General features: G+C 61.4%; 14 protein-coding genes. 5 read left to right on the top strand and 9 right to left on the bottom strand.

The genetic code is table 11. From position 1 onward, the window contains the following. The first annotated feature begins 60 nt into the window (after positions 1-60). On the top strand, positions 61-699 hold the full coding sequence (gene maiA / locus AB5Y47_RS01735; RefSeq protein WP_201890112.1) for a maleylacetoacetate isomerase: 639 nt from the start codon (positions 61-63) through the stop codon (positions 697-699). Positions 700-740: 41 nt separating this feature from the next. After that, complete coding sequence (locus AB5Y47_RS01740; RefSeq protein WP_267970196.1) at positions 741-869, top strand: hypothetical protein; 129 nt, start codon at positions 741-743, stop codon at positions 867-869. Positions 870-925: 56 nt separating this feature from the next. Here the strand turns inward: AB5Y47_RS01740 and AB5Y47_RS01745 are convergent, their stop codons facing one another. The 4 genes from AB5Y47_RS01745 to AB5Y47_RS01760 all read right to left on the bottom strand — a co-directional run bounded on the left by AB5Y47_RS01745 (position 926) and on the right by AB5Y47_RS01760 (position 5,079). Continuing rightward, on the bottom strand, positions 926-1,735 hold the full coding sequence (locus tag AB5Y47_RS01745) for an NYN domain-containing protein (protein ID WP_139744624.1): 810 nt from the start codon (positions 1,733-1,735) through the stop codon (positions 926-928). A gap of 213 nt (positions 1,736-1,948) precedes the next feature. Then, complete coding sequence (gene asnB, locus AB5Y47_RS01750; protein WP_010675117.1) at positions 1,949-3,613, bottom strand: asparagine synthase B; 1,665 nt, start codon at positions 3,611-3,613, stop codon at positions 1,949-1,951. Positions 3,614-3,819: 206 nt separating this feature from the next. Then, positions 3,820-4,188: a cupin domain-containing protein gene (locus AB5Y47_RS01755; RefSeq protein WP_039038770.1), complete on the bottom strand. Its 369-nt coding sequence runs from the start codon at positions 4,186-4,188 to the stop codon at positions 3,820-3,822. 141 nt (positions 4,189-4,329) lie between these two features. Further along, positions 4,330-5,079, bottom strand: coding sequence for an HAD-IIA family hydrolase (locus AB5Y47_RS01760; protein ID WP_010675115.1), 750 nt, complete (start codon positions 5,077-5,079; stop codon positions 4,330-4,332). Positions 5,080-5,280: 201 nt separating this feature from the next. On the opposite strand from AB5Y47_RS01760, the gene AB5Y47_RS01765 reads away from it, so the two are divergent. Next, positions 5,281-6,300 (top strand): adenosine deaminase, encoded by a 1,020-nt coding sequence (locus tag AB5Y47_RS01765; RefSeq protein ID WP_309563540.1) that lies wholly within the window; start codon positions 5,281-5,283, stop codon positions 6,298-6,300. A gap of 74 nt (positions 6,301-6,374) precedes the next feature. Here the strand turns inward: AB5Y47_RS01765 and AB5Y47_RS01770 are convergent, their stop codons facing one another. The 5 genes from AB5Y47_RS01770 to AB5Y47_RS01790 form a co-directional block, all read right to left on the bottom strand. Beyond that, entirely contained in the window at positions 6,375-7,361 is a 987-nt protein-coding gene (locus AB5Y47_RS01770; protein WP_368219699.1) for a zinc-binding dehydrogenase, read from the bottom strand. A gap of 143 nt (positions 7,362-7,504) precedes the next feature. After that, positions 7,505-8,614: an alkene reductase gene (locus AB5Y47_RS01775; RefSeq protein ID WP_368219701.1), complete on the bottom strand. Its 1,110-nt coding sequence runs from the start codon at positions 8,612-8,614 to the stop codon at positions 7,505-7,507. A 175-nt stretch (positions 8,615-8,789) separates the two neighbouring features. After that, on the bottom strand, positions 8,790-10,331 hold the full coding sequence (locus AB5Y47_RS01780) for a TerC family protein (RefSeq protein ID WP_045524375.1): 1,542 nt from the start codon (positions 10,329-10,331) through the stop codon (positions 8,790-8,792). A gap of 638 nt (positions 10,332-10,969) precedes the next feature. Further along, positions 10,970-11,497, bottom strand: coding sequence for a hypothetical protein (locus tag AB5Y47_RS01785; RefSeq protein ID WP_041201638.1), 528 nt, complete (start codon positions 11,495-11,497; stop codon positions 10,970-10,972). Between the two features lie 346 nt (positions 11,498-11,843). After that, the gene (locus AB5Y47_RS01790; protein WP_010675108.1) at positions 11,844-12,770 is read right to left on the bottom strand and encodes a cation diffusion facilitator family transporter; all 927 of its coding nucleotides are present in this window, start codon (positions 12,768-12,770) and stop codon (positions 11,844-11,846) included. Between the two features lie 169 nt (positions 12,771-12,939). Here AB5Y47_RS01790 and AB5Y47_RS01795 point away from each other — a divergent pair, with 169 nt between their 5' ends. Together AB5Y47_RS01795 and AB5Y47_RS01800 are read left to right on the top strand one after the other, a co-directional pair. After that, positions 12,940-15,996 (top strand): FAD-binding and (Fe-S)-binding domain-containing protein, encoded by a 3,057-nt coding sequence (locus tag AB5Y47_RS01795; RefSeq protein WP_069651417.1) that lies wholly within the window; start codon positions 12,940-12,942, stop codon positions 15,994-15,996. Beyond that, complete coding sequence (locus tag AB5Y47_RS01800) at positions 15,996-16,484, top strand: hypothetical protein (RefSeq protein WP_069651416.1); 489 nt, start codon at positions 15,996-15,998, stop codon at positions 16,482-16,484. The genes AB5Y47_RS01795 and AB5Y47_RS01800 overlap by 1 nt, the downstream gene beginning before the upstream one ends. Positions 16,485-16,507: the final 23 nt, after the last annotated feature.

Here is a 16,507-nt window from a genome sequence, read left to right on the forward strand (position 1 = left end):
ACCCCGGGAGGGGCGGGCGACACGGCAGGTGGCAGACACCTGCCACCACAGGGACACACTATGCTGCAGTTGTTTGGATATTGGCGCTCATCGGCCAGCTTTCGCGTGCGTTTGGTACTGCAACTCAAGGGGCTCGATTATGAGCAGCACCCGGTCAACTTGCGGCAGGGTGAGCAGAAGGAGAAGGCCTACCGCCGGGTCAATCCCCAGGGGCTGGTGCCGTTTCTCGTGGACGATGACGTGCATCTGGGTCAGTCGGTGGCCATCATGGAGTACCTCGACGAGACCTATCCCGCCTACCCCCTGATGCCCTCTGCCCCCATCGAACGTGCCCGGGTGCGCCAGATCGTCAACATGATCGCCTGTGACACCCATCCCCTTAACAACCTGCGCGTGCTGCACTACCTGGAGCAGGAGTTGGGGCAGAGCAAGATGGCGCGGGATGCCTGGTATCGCCACTGGATAGACGAGACCTTCACCGCGCTGGAGCAGCTTCTCATGACCACCGCCGGCATCTATTGCGTGGGCAACGAGGTCACCCTGGCGGACTGCATGCTGGTGCCCCAGGTCTACAACGCGCGCCGCTTTGACATGACCCTGGATGACTACCCCACCATTGCGCGCATCGTCGCCAACTGCGAGCAGTTGCAGGCCTTTATCAAGGCCGCCCCCGCCAATCAGCCGGATGCGCAGGGGTAAGCATTATTTTGCATTCAAACCGACATTAGAAGGAATTAATGATGGGAATTAAACCCGGTCCAAAAAGAAAAAATGAAGATGGGACGCCAGATAAACGGCAACGGGTTACGCCTGAAAAGCAGAAAGAACATCCAGATCTGAAACCTCACAAGCACAAACCGGGTCATTGAAAAAAAGCAGCTTTAATAAGCTGCTTTTTTATCTAGAAATATTACTCCAATATGCTTCACTGCTTTGCACGAAGATATAGAACCTTTAACGTCGAACCTGGGGCCAATCTTTCTTCAGTTAAGAAGAGTTCTGTTTTTGCTTTGACAAGATCTGATAACTTCTTGTAGCCATATAGCCTCGAGTCAAAGTCAGGTTGTAGTTTAGTTAGGTAGCTACCAAAAGTTCCTAATTGTGCCCACCCTGCATCATCACTTGATTGCTCTAATGCGGCCAATAGGAAGTTTGCAGGAAATAGTGGTTTAGTATCTGTGGTATTAGAGGGAGCGGGAGTGTGGGCCAACCTCTGACCACTTTCAACCTTTTTATCGGGCACACTTATCTCGGTTGTGGCTCCTGGACGAAGAAATTCAGTAAATATAAATTTATGACAGGCATTGCGGAAGGCATCTGGTGTCTTTTTCTCACCAAAGCCAAGGACAGTAAGCCCCTCTTCACGCAATCGCATTGCGAGCCCAGTAAAATCAGAGTCACTCGTAATCAGACAAAAGCCATCGAACTTTCGTGTATAGAGCAAATCCATTGCATCAATAATCAGGGTGCTGTCCGTGGCATTTTTACCGGTCGTATATGCGAATTGTTGGATAGGTTTTATGGCATATTGCTGTAGCACCTTTTTCCACGACGCACTTGTTGGCGCAGTGAAGTCACCGTATATACGTTTTACAGTGGCCTCTCCAAACCGTGCAATTTCTGCCAGCAACCCCTCAATAACTGCTGCTTGGGCATTGTCTGCATCAATGAGCACAGCCAAACGTAGGGTTGGTTCTTCAGCTTCAATTTTTGCAACCAGTCGTGGTGATACCAAGGTAGCTCCTATTCTCTGATGATGTCAGCCTATGTGTCATAAACACGTTAATCATCTTACCCAGCCTGAGCAACATCATCCATCACATTAATAGGTAAACGATCAGAGAGAGTTGGTTTTTTTCATTGATGTGTTTTGATTGCGAACTTAGAAAAACAAAAGCCCCTCGAAAGGGGCTTGGTTATCTCGCAGTGAAACTGTCCGCTGGGATTATCAGTAACCCTGCTGGTGGACGTCCATCACGGCGCGACCGGAGGGGTCGGCCATCTCCTTGAACTTGGCATCCCATTCGAGCGCGGTCGGGGTGGAGCAGGCGACCGACTTGCCGTAGGGCACGGTGCGGGCGGCGGACTCCAGCGGGAAGTGCTCGTCAAAGATGGCGCGGTAGTAGTACGCCTCCTTGGTGAGCGGGGTGTTGACGGGGAAGCGGAACGCCGCGGCCTCAAACATCTGATCCGTCACCTCTTCCTCGACCATGGCTTTCAGGCTGTCAATCCACGAATAGCCCACGCCGTCGGAGAACTGCTCCTTCTGGCGCCACGCCACTTCGTGGGGCAGCAGATCCTCGAAGGCTTCGCGCAGGATGTGCTTCTCGATCTTGCCCTTGCCGCACATCTTGTCGGCGGGGTTGAGGCGCATCGCCACGTCCATGAACTCCTTGTCGAGGAAGGGCACGCGGCCTTCCACGCCCCAGGCGGCCATGGACTTGTTGGCCCGCAGGCAGTCATAGAGGTGCAGGGAGGCGAGCTTGCGCACGTTCTCCTCGTGGAACTCACGGGCGTTGGGGGCCTTGTGGAAGTAGAGGTAGCCGCCGAACAGCTCGTCGGAGCCCTCTCCCGACAGCACCATCTTGATGCCCATCGCCTTGATGTAGCGGGCCATCAGATACATGGGCGTGGAGGCGCGGATGGTGGTGACGTCATAGGTCTCGAGGTGATAGATGACGTCCCGCAGGGCATCCAGCCCTTCCTGCACGGTGAAGTGGATCTGGTGGTGGATGGTGCCGAGGTGATCGGCCACCTTGCGGGCGGCAGCGAGATCCGGCGACCCTTCCAGGCCGACGGCGAAGGAGTGCAGCTGGGGCCACCAGGCTTCACTCTTGCCATCGTCTTCCACCCGGCGGGCGGCATAGAGCTTGGTGATGGCGGAGATGACGGACGAATCCAGACCACCGGAGAGCAGCACGCCATAGGGCACGTCGCACATCAGCTGGCGCTTGACCGCCGCTTCCAGGGCCGCTTTGAGCTCGGCCTTGTCGCTGACGTTGTGCTCGACCGGCGCGTATTCCATCCAGTCCCGCTTGTACCACTGTTTGAGCTCGCCATCCTTGCTCCACAGGTAGTGTCCCGGCGGGAAGGTCTCGACGCTCTTGCACACGGGCACCAGGGCCTTCATCTCGGAGGCGACGTAGAAGTTGCCGTGCTCGTCGCGGCCGGTATAGAGGGGGATGATCCCCATGTGGTCGCGACCAATCAGGTAGGCATCCTGCTCGGCGTCATAGAGGATGAAGGCGAAGATGCCGTTCAGATCGTCCAGGAACGCCGGGCCCTTCTCCTTGTAGAGGGCCAGCAGCACTTCACAGTCGGAGTGGGTCTGGAACTGGAAGTCGACCTTGAGGTTCTTCTCCAGCTCCTTGTGGTTGTAGATCTCGCCGTTGACGGCCAATACGTGCGTGCGCTCGGGGTTGTAGAGAGGCTGTGCGCCGTTGCCCGGATCGACGATGGCCAGGCGCTCGTGCACCAGGATGGCCTTGTCGGAGCTGTAGACGCCGGACCAGTCAGGCCCGCGGTGACGCAGTCGCTTGGACATCTCCAGGGCCGATTTGCGCAGGGCAGTGGCGTCGGTCTTGATGTCCAGAATGCCGAAAATAGAACACATTGGCGGTAATCCTCTTGATTTTTATATGAGCCCCCCACGTTTGGGCTCGAAATTCCATTTACATTCCTCGCCAATCACAATGCCTAGCGGAAAACCCTTTTGCAAGCGGGAAAACCGCAGAAAATCATGCCGTAAGCGTCAAGTTGCACCAGGGGATGGCGGCCGTCCGGCCGCCTGAAGAGAGAGGGTCAGGGTTGACGTGCGCGTCAAGTCGCGGCGGGTTCGAAGATCACATAGAGCTTGCGACAAGGGGTGAGGGTCTCCCACTGCCCGACAAAACCGGCGGGAATGACGAACTGATCCCCCGGTTTGAGGTGCAGCCGGCCGCCCTGCTCGTCGTGGATCACCGCCTCCCCTTCCAGCATCTGGCAGTATTCGTGTTCGGTATAGTGAACGGCCCAGCAGCCCGGCTCGCAAGCCCAGAAGCCCACGTGAAACTGCTGGCTCGGGTCGGAGTAGTGGTTCCATGCCGTCTGGCTCGGCGTTCCGGCCCTGATGCGCTCGGGGGCTGGCATCATCGGGGTGGGGGAGACAGTGTGCTTGTCCAGCAGGATCCAGTCGTTCAGGCTCTTCATGGTGCGTCCTTGAGTGGCGAAGGAGCATCCTGCTCCCGTTTAGTTTGTTTAACGATATTGCGCTTACGTTAAACGAAACGGGCCCCCTTTGCCAAGGGGGCCCGTGCAGGCTGAAGGCTACCGGAAGGGCGGCACCCGGGATCAGACGATGTCGATGTCCACCACGGAGTCGAAGATGTGGTTCGGTCGAAACGGCATGCGGTCGATGTCCGCCACCTTGCTCACCCCGGAGAGCACCAGCACCGTCTCGAGACCGGCCTGGAAGCCTGCCAGGATGTCGGTGCGCAGGTTGTCGCCGATGATGATGGTGTCGTCGGAGTGGGCCTCCATCCGGTTGAGGGCCGCGCGAATGATCCAGGCGCTCGGCTTGCCGACATAGAAGGGCTTCTTGCCGGTCATCCGCTCGATGGGGGCACACAGGGCGCCGCAGGCCGGGTACATCAGGGGGCCGTGGGTATCGGGGTTGGTGGCGATGAAGCGGGCCCCCTGATCCACGAACTTGGCGCCCTGCTGCATCATGGTCCAGTTGTAGTTGCGGGTCTCCCCCACCACCACGAAGTCCGGGTCGATATCGGTGATGGTGAAGCCGGCCTTGTAGAGCTCGTGGGTCAGGGCCCCTTCGCCAATCACATAGGCCTTCTTGCCATCCTGGCGCTTGAGAAAGTCGGCGGTGCCCATGGCGGAGGTGTAGAAGCACTCCTCGGGCACCTCTATTCCGGCGGAGCGGAAGCGGTTTTGCAGATCTTTCTGGGTCTGGGCCGGGTAGTTGGTGAGGAACAGGAGCTTGCTGCCCTGCTCCAGCAGGCGGTGGACGAAGCGGTCGGCGCCGGGAATGAGATCGTTGTTGTGCAGGATGACGCCGTCAATGTCACAGATGACGTTTTTCTTCATGAATTCTCCTTGTAGGGCGCAAGAGCGGGGACAGGGCATCCCTCTGTTCGTCTCTTCAATCGGTTATGGTTTTTGTGCCGCCATTATAAGGCCCTTTGATGACAAGTCTCCTCCGGCGGGCCAGATGGGTGCACAATGAAGGCGAAGGGAGGGCGCCGCCCCGGTGGTGTCCGCACGGAGTCTGACGATGGAGCCGTCATCATGGAGCACTTTATTGCCGGCTTGCCCAAGCTGGAACTGCACCTGCATATCGAGGGGACCCTCGAACCCGAGCTGATGTTCGCCCTCGGCCAGCGCAACGGGGTGGCGCTGCCCTGGCCCGATGTCGACAGCCTGCGCGCTGCCTATGAGTTCGACGGCCTGCAATCCTTCCTCGATCTCTACTACCTCGGCGCCAGCGTGCTCATCCACGAACAGGATTTCTTCGACCTCACCTGGGCCTATCTCGAGCGCTGCGTTGCCGATCACGTGGTGCACGTGGAGATCTTTTTCGACCCCCAGACCCACACCGCCCGCGGCGTGCCCTTCGCCACCGTGCTGGGGGGCATCGAGCGGGCGCTGCAGGCTGGCGAAGCAGCCTTTGGCATCAGCTGGCGGCTCATCATGAGCTTCCTGCGCCACCTGAGTGAAGAGGCGGCATTCGCCACCCTGGCAGAGGCCACGCCGCACCTGGCGCGCCTGCACGGGGTCGGCCTCGATTCGGGGGAGCAGGGCAACCCGCCCAGCAAGTTCGCCCGGGTCTTCGCTCGCTGCCGCGAGCTGGGGTTGCCGCTGGTGGCCCACGCGGGGGAGGAGGGGCCGGCTGACTACATCTGGCAGGCGATCCGGGAGCTCGGAGTGCAACGCATCGATCACGGGGTGCGCTGCGTCGAGGATCCCGCGCTGCTGAGCTATCTTGCCGACACCCGGCTGCCCCTCACCGTCTGCCCCCTCTCCAACGTGCGGCTCAGGGTGTTTGACCAGATGGCCCACCACAATGTGCTGAGGCTGCTGGAGCAGGGGCTCTGCGTCACCGTGAACTCCGACGATCCCGCCTATTTCGGGGGATACCTGGGGGCCAACTTCCAGGCCCTGGCCGACGGGCTTGGCGCCAGCCAGGAGCAGTTGTGCCGCCTCAGTCTCAATGCCGTGGAGGCGAGCTGGTTGAGCCTCGCGGACAAGGTGCGTCTGACCCGGGACATTCGCCTCCATGCCGCCCTGCACGGGGTGAGCCTGCACTGAGCAGGCCGCCTTGCACACCTTGAATGGAGGAGGCCCGCCATGGCGGGCCTCTTTGTGCCATCGTTGGGCGGGTATCAACCCACCCTCACCAGATACTTTTCCCCTTGTCCCTCCTGCTTGACGCGGGTGAGCAGGGCGGGCAGGGCGTCGAAGTCGCCCACCACCAGCGGCGGCAGGGTCAGCTCGCCGCTCGCCATCTGCGCCATCATGGCGACACCGGCCGCTACCAGACGGCTCCACTGTTTGTCCGAGCCAAAGGCGTGCTGGGCGCCGAGGGCAATCTCGTGCAACGAGTGGCAATGGCTAAAGGCGGGCAGCGGGTTGCGCGCGATGCGCCCGAGCACCGTCACCATGTGGCCGTAATAGCCAAGGGCAGGCAGCAAGGCTTCTGCCTGCTGGCTGGAGACCAGATCGATGATCCCCTCGAAGGGTTCACCGCCGTTGGCGGCCTGCAACTGGGCCAGCCAGTCGGGATCCCGATAGTCCGCCACCCCCTGCACGCCTAGCTGTTTGAGCCACTGGTGATGGCGCGGGCTGGCGCTGGCAAAGACGCGGGCCCCCTTCTGGAGGGCAAGTTGCACCGCGAAGCGGCCGACACTGCTGCCAGCCCCCGTGATGAGCAGGGCCTCCCCGTGCAGGTGAGGCAGCTTGGCCAGTGCCTGCCAGGCGGTGAGGCCGGGGCAGGGGAGCGCGGCGGCCGCCTCGTCGCTCAGGGCATCGGGCACCGGCATCAGGGCGCGAGCCGGCACCAGGGTGTGGCGGGCAAAGCTGCCGCCGTGGCGCAGGTCGGTGTGATAGGTGACCCGGGTGCCGGGGCGCAGGTGGGTGACGTTGGCCCCCAGCGCCACCAGGGTGCCCATGCCATCGACGCCAGGCACATGGCCTGGCTGCCAGTGGGGATGACCCTGTTCGATGAGTTTCCAGTCCACCGGATTGAAGGCGATGATCCGGTTGGCGACGAGGACCTCGTCGGGGCCGGGGGTGGGGAGCGCTTGCCGGGTGAGGGTGAGCTGGTCCGGTTCGCCGGGGGCGTGCCAGCACCAGGCCTGGGTATGGGTCATGGTGACTCCTTGGATGAGAGGGGTGGGGCTCGGATTGAATCACATGGCGTAACAATGCCTTGAACTGCTGTTGCACTGGCAAGACAACAAGGCGAGCCCCCTGTTGGAGGGCCCGCCCTAGAAGAGGTTCGGCGCCAACCGCCTTATGCCCGCTCTGCCCCATAGACGGGGTAGTCCGTCAGCCCTTTCTCGCCGCCGCCAAACAGGGTGGCGGGATCATGGGGGGCGAACGGATGGCCGTGGCGCAGGCGGTTCGGCAAGTCGGGGTTGGCCACGAAGGGGCGACCGAAGCCAATCATGTCGGCCCAGCCCGCCTCGATGGCGGCGCGGGCGCGTTCCCCATCGTACTTGCCGGCGTAGATGAGGGTGTTGGGGAAGGCGTCGCGCAGCCCCTGCTTGAAGCTCTCCGCCATCAGGGGGGCGTCGTCCCAGTCCGCTTCGGCGACGTGCAGATAGACCACGCCGAGCTGGCCCAGCAGGCGCGCGGCGGCCAGATAGGTCTCCTGGGGGTTGGCATCCACGGTGCCGTTGAGGGTGGTGAGCGGCGCAAGGCGTACCCCGACCCGTTCGGGACCGATCTCGTCACAGACCGCCTCGGTCACCTCTTTGAGGAAACGCAGCCGGTTTTCGAGCGAACCGCCATAGCCGTCGGTGCGGGTATTGGACTCGGAGTCGAGGAACTGGTTGATGAGGTAGCCGTTGGCGGCGTGCAACTCGATGCCGTCAAAGCCCGCTTCCATGGCGTTGCGGGCGGCCCGGCGAAACTGCCCCACCACGGCGTCGATGTCGGCCTGGGTCATGGCGCGCGGGGTGACGGTCTCCACAAACCCCGGGGCATCGCTGCCGTTGTCGACGAATACCTTCACTCCCTTGGCCTGGATGGCGGAGGAGGAGAGGGGCTGGGCGCCGCCGATGTTGTCAGGATGGGTGACCCGGCCCACGTGCCAGAGCTGGGCGAACATAATGCCCCCCTCGGCGTGGACCGCGTCTGTTACCTGCTTCCAGCCTGCCACCTGCTCGGCGCTGTGGATGCCCGGCGTCCAGGCGTAGCCCTTGCCCAGGGGATCTATCTGGGTGCCTTCGCTGATGATGAGGCCGGCCCCGGCACGCTGGGCGTAGTAGGTCGCCATCATGGCGTTGGCCACGTCCCCGGGCTGGCTGGCGCGGGAGCGGGTCATGGGGGGCATGACGATGCGGTTGGCAAGGTGCAGCTGGCCGAGGCGAAGGGGGCAGAACAGGGGATCGTGGTGCATGATGGATTCCTCAATCTTTGGGAGTGAGGTGACTCTAGAGGGGATTGTTATTGTGAAAAAGAGGGGGTATTGCAGAAGAGAATTGCCGTTATCGCAGCAATGGCGCGGGAGGGGCCGGGCTCGGGCCAGAAAAAAGAGGGCCAAAGGCCCTCTTTTGCTGCATTGCCACCGATGATCAGGGGGAGAGTGGGGTGACCCGTACTCGCTCGATGCGCCGCTCGCTCACGGCCATGACCTCGAAGCGGAACTGGCCGAGGTGCAACTGCTGACCGACGTCGGGCAGGCTGCCGAAGTGGGAGAGCAGCATGCCCGCCAGGGTCACGTACTCGTCGCTCTCGCTCACCAGACCGTCGCAGTTCAGGGCCTGCTCCACCTGATGGATGTTGGTGGTGCCGTGGATGAGCCAGTGTTCGCCCTCGCGCACCACATCGGGGGTCTCGTCCTCGTCCGGCAGCTCGCCGACGATGGCCTCCAGCAGATCGTGGTTGGTGACCAGCCCCTGGATGACGCCAAACTCGTCCGCCACCAGGATGAGGCTGCCCCTGGCCTGGCGCAGCTCCGCCAGCAGCCGGATCACGTTGATGGTCTGGGGCACGATGACGGGCTCGTTCTGTCTGGCAAGTGCTGCCAGGGATTGCCCCTCGTTGAGGGCAAACAGCAGATCCCGTGCCTTGACCACCCCGATGATCTCGTCCAGCTCCCCGTCACAGACCGGAAACAGGCTGTGGGGGGCCCGTTGCAGCAGGGCGCGGATCTCGTCCTCGCTGTCGCTCACGTCGATCCACTCCATCTCGGAGCGCGGGGTCATGATGGTGCGAATGGAACGCTCGGCCAGCGACAGCACGCCGCTCACCATGTAACGCTCCTCTTCACCGAAACCGGGGGGCAGGGGCTGAGCCTGCACCTCTTCTTCGTCCTCCTGCGGGTGGGCTGAGCGTTTGTTCCCCCCCATCAGCTTGAAGATGGCGGCGGTGGTGCGCTCGCGCAGGGGCTGGCGCGCCTCATGGCGCAGGGCACTGCGCTGGGCGAGCTGGTTGAAGAACTCGATGAGCACCGAGAAGCCGATGGCCGCGTAGAGGTAGCCCTTCGGAATGTGGAAGCCGAAGCCCTCCGCCACCAGGCTGAAGCCGATCATCAAGAGGAAGCTCAGGCAGAGCACCACCACAGTGGGGTGGGCGTTGACGAAGCGGGTCAGGGGCTTGGAGGCGAGCACCATCACCACCATGGCGATGGTCACGGCCGCCATCATGACGCCGAGGTGATCCACCATGCCGACGGCGGTGATGATGGAGTCCAGGGAGAAGACCGCATCCAGCACCAGGATCTGGGCGATCACCACCCCGAACCCGGCATAGACGCCGGTGCCGCCTTGCTCCTCGGGCTTGGCCTCGAGTCGCTCATGCAGCTCGGAGGTGGCCTTGAACAGCAGGAAGAGGCCGCCTCCCATCAGGATGAGATCCCGACCGGAGAAGGGGTGATCCCAGATGTGCAGCAGAGGAGCCGTGAGGGTGACCAGCCATGACATGATGGTGAGCAGTCCCAGGCGCATCAGCAGGGCCAGGGAGAGACCGATGATGCGCGCCTTGTCCCGCTGGGCGGGGGGCAGTTTTTTCACCAGGATGGCGATGAAGACCAGGTTGTCGATCCCGAGAACGATTTCCAGGATGATCAGGGTAAGCAGACCGACCCAGATTGACGGGTCCAGCAAGAATTCCATGTGATTGACCTCAATGAAGACAGATGCAGTGAATCGTGGTCACGGCGTGGCCGTGGTGACGGAGACGATCGCTTCAGAGGCGTTGGTTGAGCAGGTACAGATAGGCTTTGATGGGAAAAGACGAAGGGCTACTTCGGGGATTGTCCATGATGGGCAATAAAACCTCGGGTCAAAAGTGAGCCCTGATGATAACGACTCGCCGCCATTTGGCAAGGGGGCTGTCAGGGGGACGCGACGAGGGGATTGCCGACGGGGGAGGCAAGGGAAAGGGGCATTGATGCGCAGCCAAGTTTGACTGGAGATAAAAGAGCGACACATTGACACGATCACAAATATAGGTGCTGAACAAGGAAAATAAACGTTCTGATACCAACAACCGGATTCATCAGGCTCATATATATCCATTATTTTTGTAATAATTTGTTTCAGGGGGAAATATTGCGGCTGTGTCATGGGAGAAAGAAGGAATAGAGGGGGTTATGGTGTTTGATATGGAGTTATTATTCTAAATTTAACTTGTTCGCCACCAACTAATTCACATTAATCATATATTCAGCGTATAAAAAGCAAGGAGGCCCAGGCCTCCTCGTTTGCGCTCACACGGGTTGTTTCAGGGGACGTTAACCCTGGTCGTCAGGTCAATTGCCGGTATAGGCCGCGCCCTGAACATGCCCCTTCTTGTCGCTTAGACAGGACCAGGGGGCATCGGCACCCGGCACCTTGATGGTCACGCCCACCCCTGCCTCGGAGTCCATCACATCGGTCACCTGCAACTTGCTCTGGGCCACCTTGGTCTTGGCGGAGACCGCTTGCAGGCAGGCTTTCTCGGCGAGGCTGCCCTTGTGGGCAGGGGCTGAGGCAGTGGCTGCAGCAGGGGCCGCAGAGGAGCCTGGCTGGCAGGTACCCGAGCCTTTCTTGCTGGTGTAGGAGACATCGTACTGGCCCCCGGTGTTGCTGATGGAGAGGGTGACGCCGGCGCCCTTGGCCTCGTAGAACTCCTCGCTGTACTTCTTGAGTTTGGCCTCCTTGCCATTGATATAGACGGGGCCACCTTCATCGCTGTGCATCTGGATTTGACCCGGGCACTCATAATTCAACTGGGGAATGGCGGCGCTCGCCGCACCCGCCATGGCCAGGGTTATGGCAGCGATCAGTACTTTCTTCATGGACATTACCTCAACTGTTTAATGATACGAGATTTATTATTTTATTTTTCCGGTTAACAACAATTCCATTGCCAGGCAGGAAATAGCCTTCATCCCTGATCGGAATAAATAGCGGCGGTACTTTATTTTAGCAACGAATTTTTATTATTTTTCCCTGGGATGAAAGTGAATATTGATCCGGAAGGGGTGGCAAACGTTTTCTCCTGACAGGTTGAACGGGACAGGGGGAAGGCGCGAGGAGTGAGGGGGTAAGCAGGATAGAGGAGGGAACTTGGCGGCGGTTGCGCCGGGAGTCATGACGCGGGGCGACTGGGCCCCGCGTTGCAGCGCAATGACGAGCGCCGGATCAGAGCCAGCGTTTCTCGCGGGTGAAGCAGACCGAGAGCCAAGCGTCTCCCAGGGTGTCGCCGAGGCGGGACCAGAGCTCCTGGCGCAGGGCATCCTGGCGCTCGACGGGCCACTCCTGGCCGGGGGCCACCAGGATGTTGAGCTCGAGATCGAAGCGGCGGCCGCTTTTCGCCAGGTGGCTGTAGCATTCGATGCCATGGCGCTGGCGCAGAGCCTCGATCTCGTGTTCGACTCGCTGCTTGACCTCTCCCTTAGGGGCGATCTTCAGCACCTCCCGCAGGTTGCGACCGAGCACCTTGATGGGAATGAGGGTGGCGCACAGGGCCAGCAGGGAGACCAGCATCGGGTCTATGTAGCGGTTGTAGTGGCCGTAACCCAGGGTATCGAGCCCGATGGCGACCAGAAAGCCGATGAGCAGGGTGGCGCTGAGCAGGGTATCCACCAGCCACTCCTTGGAGTCCACCCGCACCAGCTCGGAGTTGACCCGCTCGGCCACGTCGGCCTCGATGAGATAGAGGATGCTGCAGAAGAAGGTGGAGACGACGGCATAAATGAGGGCGTGGCCGAGATCGATCTCCCGTCCGCCCGCCAGCAGGGAGGTGATGCCGCCATAGAGGGCACCGAGGCAGAGCAGCAGAATGATGGCGCCGTTGATGACGTTGGCGATGGGTTCGAAGTGGGCGTAGCCGTATTGGAAACGGGCGTCGGAGGGGCGGGTAACCAGGTAGGCGGTGATGAGCCCAAGGCCCGTCATGCCCATGCTGAACAGGGTGAAGATGCCGTCCAGCATGATGGCGTTGGAACCGACGAACAGACCATAGCCGATCCCGAAAATGGCAAAGGTGATGCAACCAAACAGCGACAGGGTCAGCGCCTGTTTTTCGGTGCGAATAAGCGTACTGATAACATGGCTGTAGTGAGCCATAAAAGTCCTCCTTTCAAATGGTGAAGATTGCGCGCGCAAGCGGTTTTCTAGCTGATATACTGCCCGCTCACATGTGAGCGGACTGGTTCGGACACCCGCAAAGAGGCAGGTCCGAACGGTCGTTGTCGCCGGAATGCCGGCATCAAGCAAAGGATGGGAACAAGGATTCATGATCCCGAGACTCGATTACCAGGACAGTTTGTCACCTACAACCCTGCAGTTTCTTGAGTTGCTGGCGCGATCAGCATTTCGTGGTGATATCGAAAAGTCTTATGCAAGCCGGTTGGCGATGGCGACGGATAACAGCGTCTATCAGGTCGTACCTCAGGCGGTTCTCTATCCGCGCAGCGCGGATGACATAGCGGTGATGCTCAAGCTGGCCCAGGGGCCCGAGTACGCAACCTTGAGTTTCTTCCCTCGCGGCGGCGGTACCGGCACCAATGGCCAATCCTTGGGCGGCGGCATTATCGTCGATCTCTCGCGCCATATGAACCAGATCATGGAAATTAATCTGGAAGAGGGCTGGGTACGGGCCCAGGCCGGGGTGGTCAAAGACCAGCTCAACGCCTATTTGAAGCCCCACGGCTACTTCTTCTCGCCGGATCTCTCCACCTCCAACCGCGCCACCTTAGGCGGCATGGTCAACACCGACGCCTCGGGGCAGGGGTCGCTGGTGTACGGCAAGACCTCGGATCATGTGCTCGGCCTCAAGGCCGTGCTGGAGAACGGCGATCTCATGGCCACCGAGCCGGTGACCGGCCAGCGTCTGGCGGACAAGCTGGCCCTCGAGACCCGTGAAGGGGAGATCTATCGCACCCTCTATCGCATCGGCCGCGAGCGGCGCGCCGACATCGAAGCCACCTTCCCCAAGCTCAACCGCTTTCTGACCGGTTACGATCTCAAGCACCTCTATCAGCCCGATACCGACACTCTGGATGTGAGCCGGGTGCTGTGCGGCTCGGAAGGCTCCTTGGGCTTCATCACCGAAGCCCGGCTCAACATCACCCCCATCCCGCGCTACCGCACACTCGTCAACGTCAAGTACGACAGCTTCCCCTCCGCGCTCAGAAACGCCCCCTTTATGGTACAGGCCCACGCCCTGTCGGTGGAGACGGTGGACTCCCGGGTGCTGGGACTGGCTCGCGCCGACATCATCTGGCACTCGGTGAAGGATCTCATCCAGGATGTGCCCGGCAAGGATCTGCAGGGGCTCAACATCGTCGAGTTTGCCGACACCGACGAGGATGCGCACAAGGCCAAGGTGGCGGAGCTGTGCCGGCGCATCGACGGCCTGCTGGCGCGTGGTGAAGCCGGGGTCATTGGCTATCAGGTGTGCGACCACCTGCCGAGCATCGAGACCATCTATGGCATGCGCAAGAAGTCGGTGGGGCTGCTCGGCAACGCCGAGGGGCGCAAGAAGCCGGTGGCCTTCACCGAAGACACCGCCGTGCCGCCGGAATCCCTGGCGGACTTCATCATGGAGTTTCGCGCCCTGCTGGACGCTCACGGCCTTGACTACGGCATGTTCGGCCACGTCGATGCCGGGGTGCTGCACGTGCGCCCGGCGCTGGACTTGTGCGATCCCGAGCAGGAGGTGCTGCTGCGGCGCATCTCCGATCAGGTGGTGGCGCTCACCGCCAAATACGGCGGCCTGATGTGGGGGGAGCACGGCAAGGGCTTTCGCTCCGAATACAGCCCCGCCTTCTTCGGCGAGCTGTGGGAAGAGCTGCAACGGGTCAAGGGGGCGTTCGACCCGGCCAACCGCATCAACCCGGGCAAGATCTGCATGCCTTATGGCAGCGGCGCTTCGCTTGTCTCGGTGGACGGGCCCAAGCGCGGCAAGTTCGACCGCCAGATCCCGATTGCCGTGCGCGAGAGCTATACACGGGCGCTGGATTGCAACGGCAACGGTCTGTGTTTCACCTTCGAGACCGACTCCCCCATGTGCCCCTCGGTCAAGATCAGCCGCGACCGCCGTCACTCCCCCAAGGGGCGGGCTGGCCTGATGCGTGAATGGCTGCGCCAGTTGTCGGAGCAGGGCTTCGATCCCCTTGCCGAAGAGGTGGCGCTGCAAAGCGGGGGTCTGCGCTTCAAGCAGATCGTCGACAAGTTCCGCAATACGGTGGCCCGCGCCCGGGGCGAGTATGACTTCTCCCACGAGGTGATGGAGGCGATGGAGGGGTGCCTTGCGTGCAAGGCATGCACCAGCCAGTGCCCCATCAAGGTGGATGTGCCCACCTTCCGCGCCCGCTTCATGCAGCTCTATCACAGCCGATATCTGCGCGGCCCCAAGGATTACTTCGTGGGCACGGTAGAAAGCTATGCGCCCCTGCTGGCCAAGGCCCCCAAGCTGGTCAACTTCTTCCTCGAAAAAGAGTGGGCCCAGAAGGCGACCGAGAAGAGCATCGGCATGGTGGATGTGCCGCTGCTCTCCGTGCCGACCCTGGCCGAGGAGCTGCGGGATCACCGCGCCCGCTATTTCGATCTGCCGGGCCTCGAGGCAATGAGCCCCGAGCAGCGCCAAAAAGTGGTGCTCATCGTGCAGGATCCCTTCACCAGCTACTACGACGCCCCCGTGGTGCGTGACCTGGTGAAGCTGGCCAGCAAGCTGGGTTATCAGCCCTACCTGCTGCCGTTCAAACCCAACGGCAAGCCTCAGCACGTGAAGGGATTCCTGCGCGCCTTCGCCCGCACTGCTGCCAGCAGCGCCCAGTTCCTCAACAAGGTGGCGGCCCTCGGCATCCCCATGGTGGGGGTCGACCCCTCTCTGGTGCTCTGCTACCGGGACGAGTACGTGAAGGCGCTCGGCCCCGCCCGCGGCGATTTCCAGGTGCTGCTGCCCCAGGAGTGGCTGCTCTCCCTGCCTGCCGAGGCGCTGCCGCTGCGGGAAGAGGCTGGCACCGACCCCTGGTATCTGTTTGCCCACTGCACCGAGAAGACCGCCAAGCCCACCACCCACGGTGACTGGAGCACCCTGTTTGGCCGCTTCGGTGCGCGTTTGCAGCCGGTGTCGGTGGGTTGCTGCGGCATGGCGGGCACCTATGGTCACGACGCCAAACAGGTGGAGAACTCCAAGGGGATCTACGGTCTGAGCTGGGCCGAGCCCCTGGCTCACCTGCCGCAAGCCCGTTGTCTGGCCACCGGTTATTCGTGCCGCAGCCAGGTCAAGCGGATGGAGGGGGAGAAGCTCAAGCATCCGCTGCAGGCCCTGCTGGAACTGCTCTGATGCTCCACTTTCCCAAGGGATTCCGGGTGCCAAAGGCCTATCGGCACCCGCATTTTCTGTTGCTCCCTACCACGCCGTCCCAGGCCGTGGTGGAGTTTGTCGCCATCCTGCGCGAGCGGGATCAGCTCCATCAGCTGTTTCGCCCGGACGATGTGTGGCCCTCCGCCAATTTCAGCCTGAGTCAGCACGAGGCCGACTTGGAGTGGCAGCACGCCGAGTTTCTGGCCAAGCGCTCCTTTGCCTATGGCCTCTGGAGCCCGGACAGGGAGCCCCGCTTCTGGGGCGGGGTTTACCTCTATCCGTCGGTGCTGCCGGAGGTGCAGGTGGAGCTCTTCTTCTGGAAGGTGGCCGAGGCGCCGCTCATGGACAGCGAACTCGAAGCCGAACTGCGCGCCTGGCTCGGCAAGGTATGGCGCTGGTCCGAGCCGCGTCTGCCGGGGCGGGACGGCCCCTGGGCCGAGTGGCCAGGGGTGACCTATCCCTGGTGAGGGTCAATCTCGATGCAAGATGC

It is taken from the genome of Aeromonas sp. R7-2 (assembly GCF_040908105.1).
In the GTDB taxonomy this organism is placed as follows: Bacteria; Pseudomonadota; Gammaproteobacteria; order Enterobacterales; family Aeromonadaceae; genus Aeromonas; species Aeromonas caviae.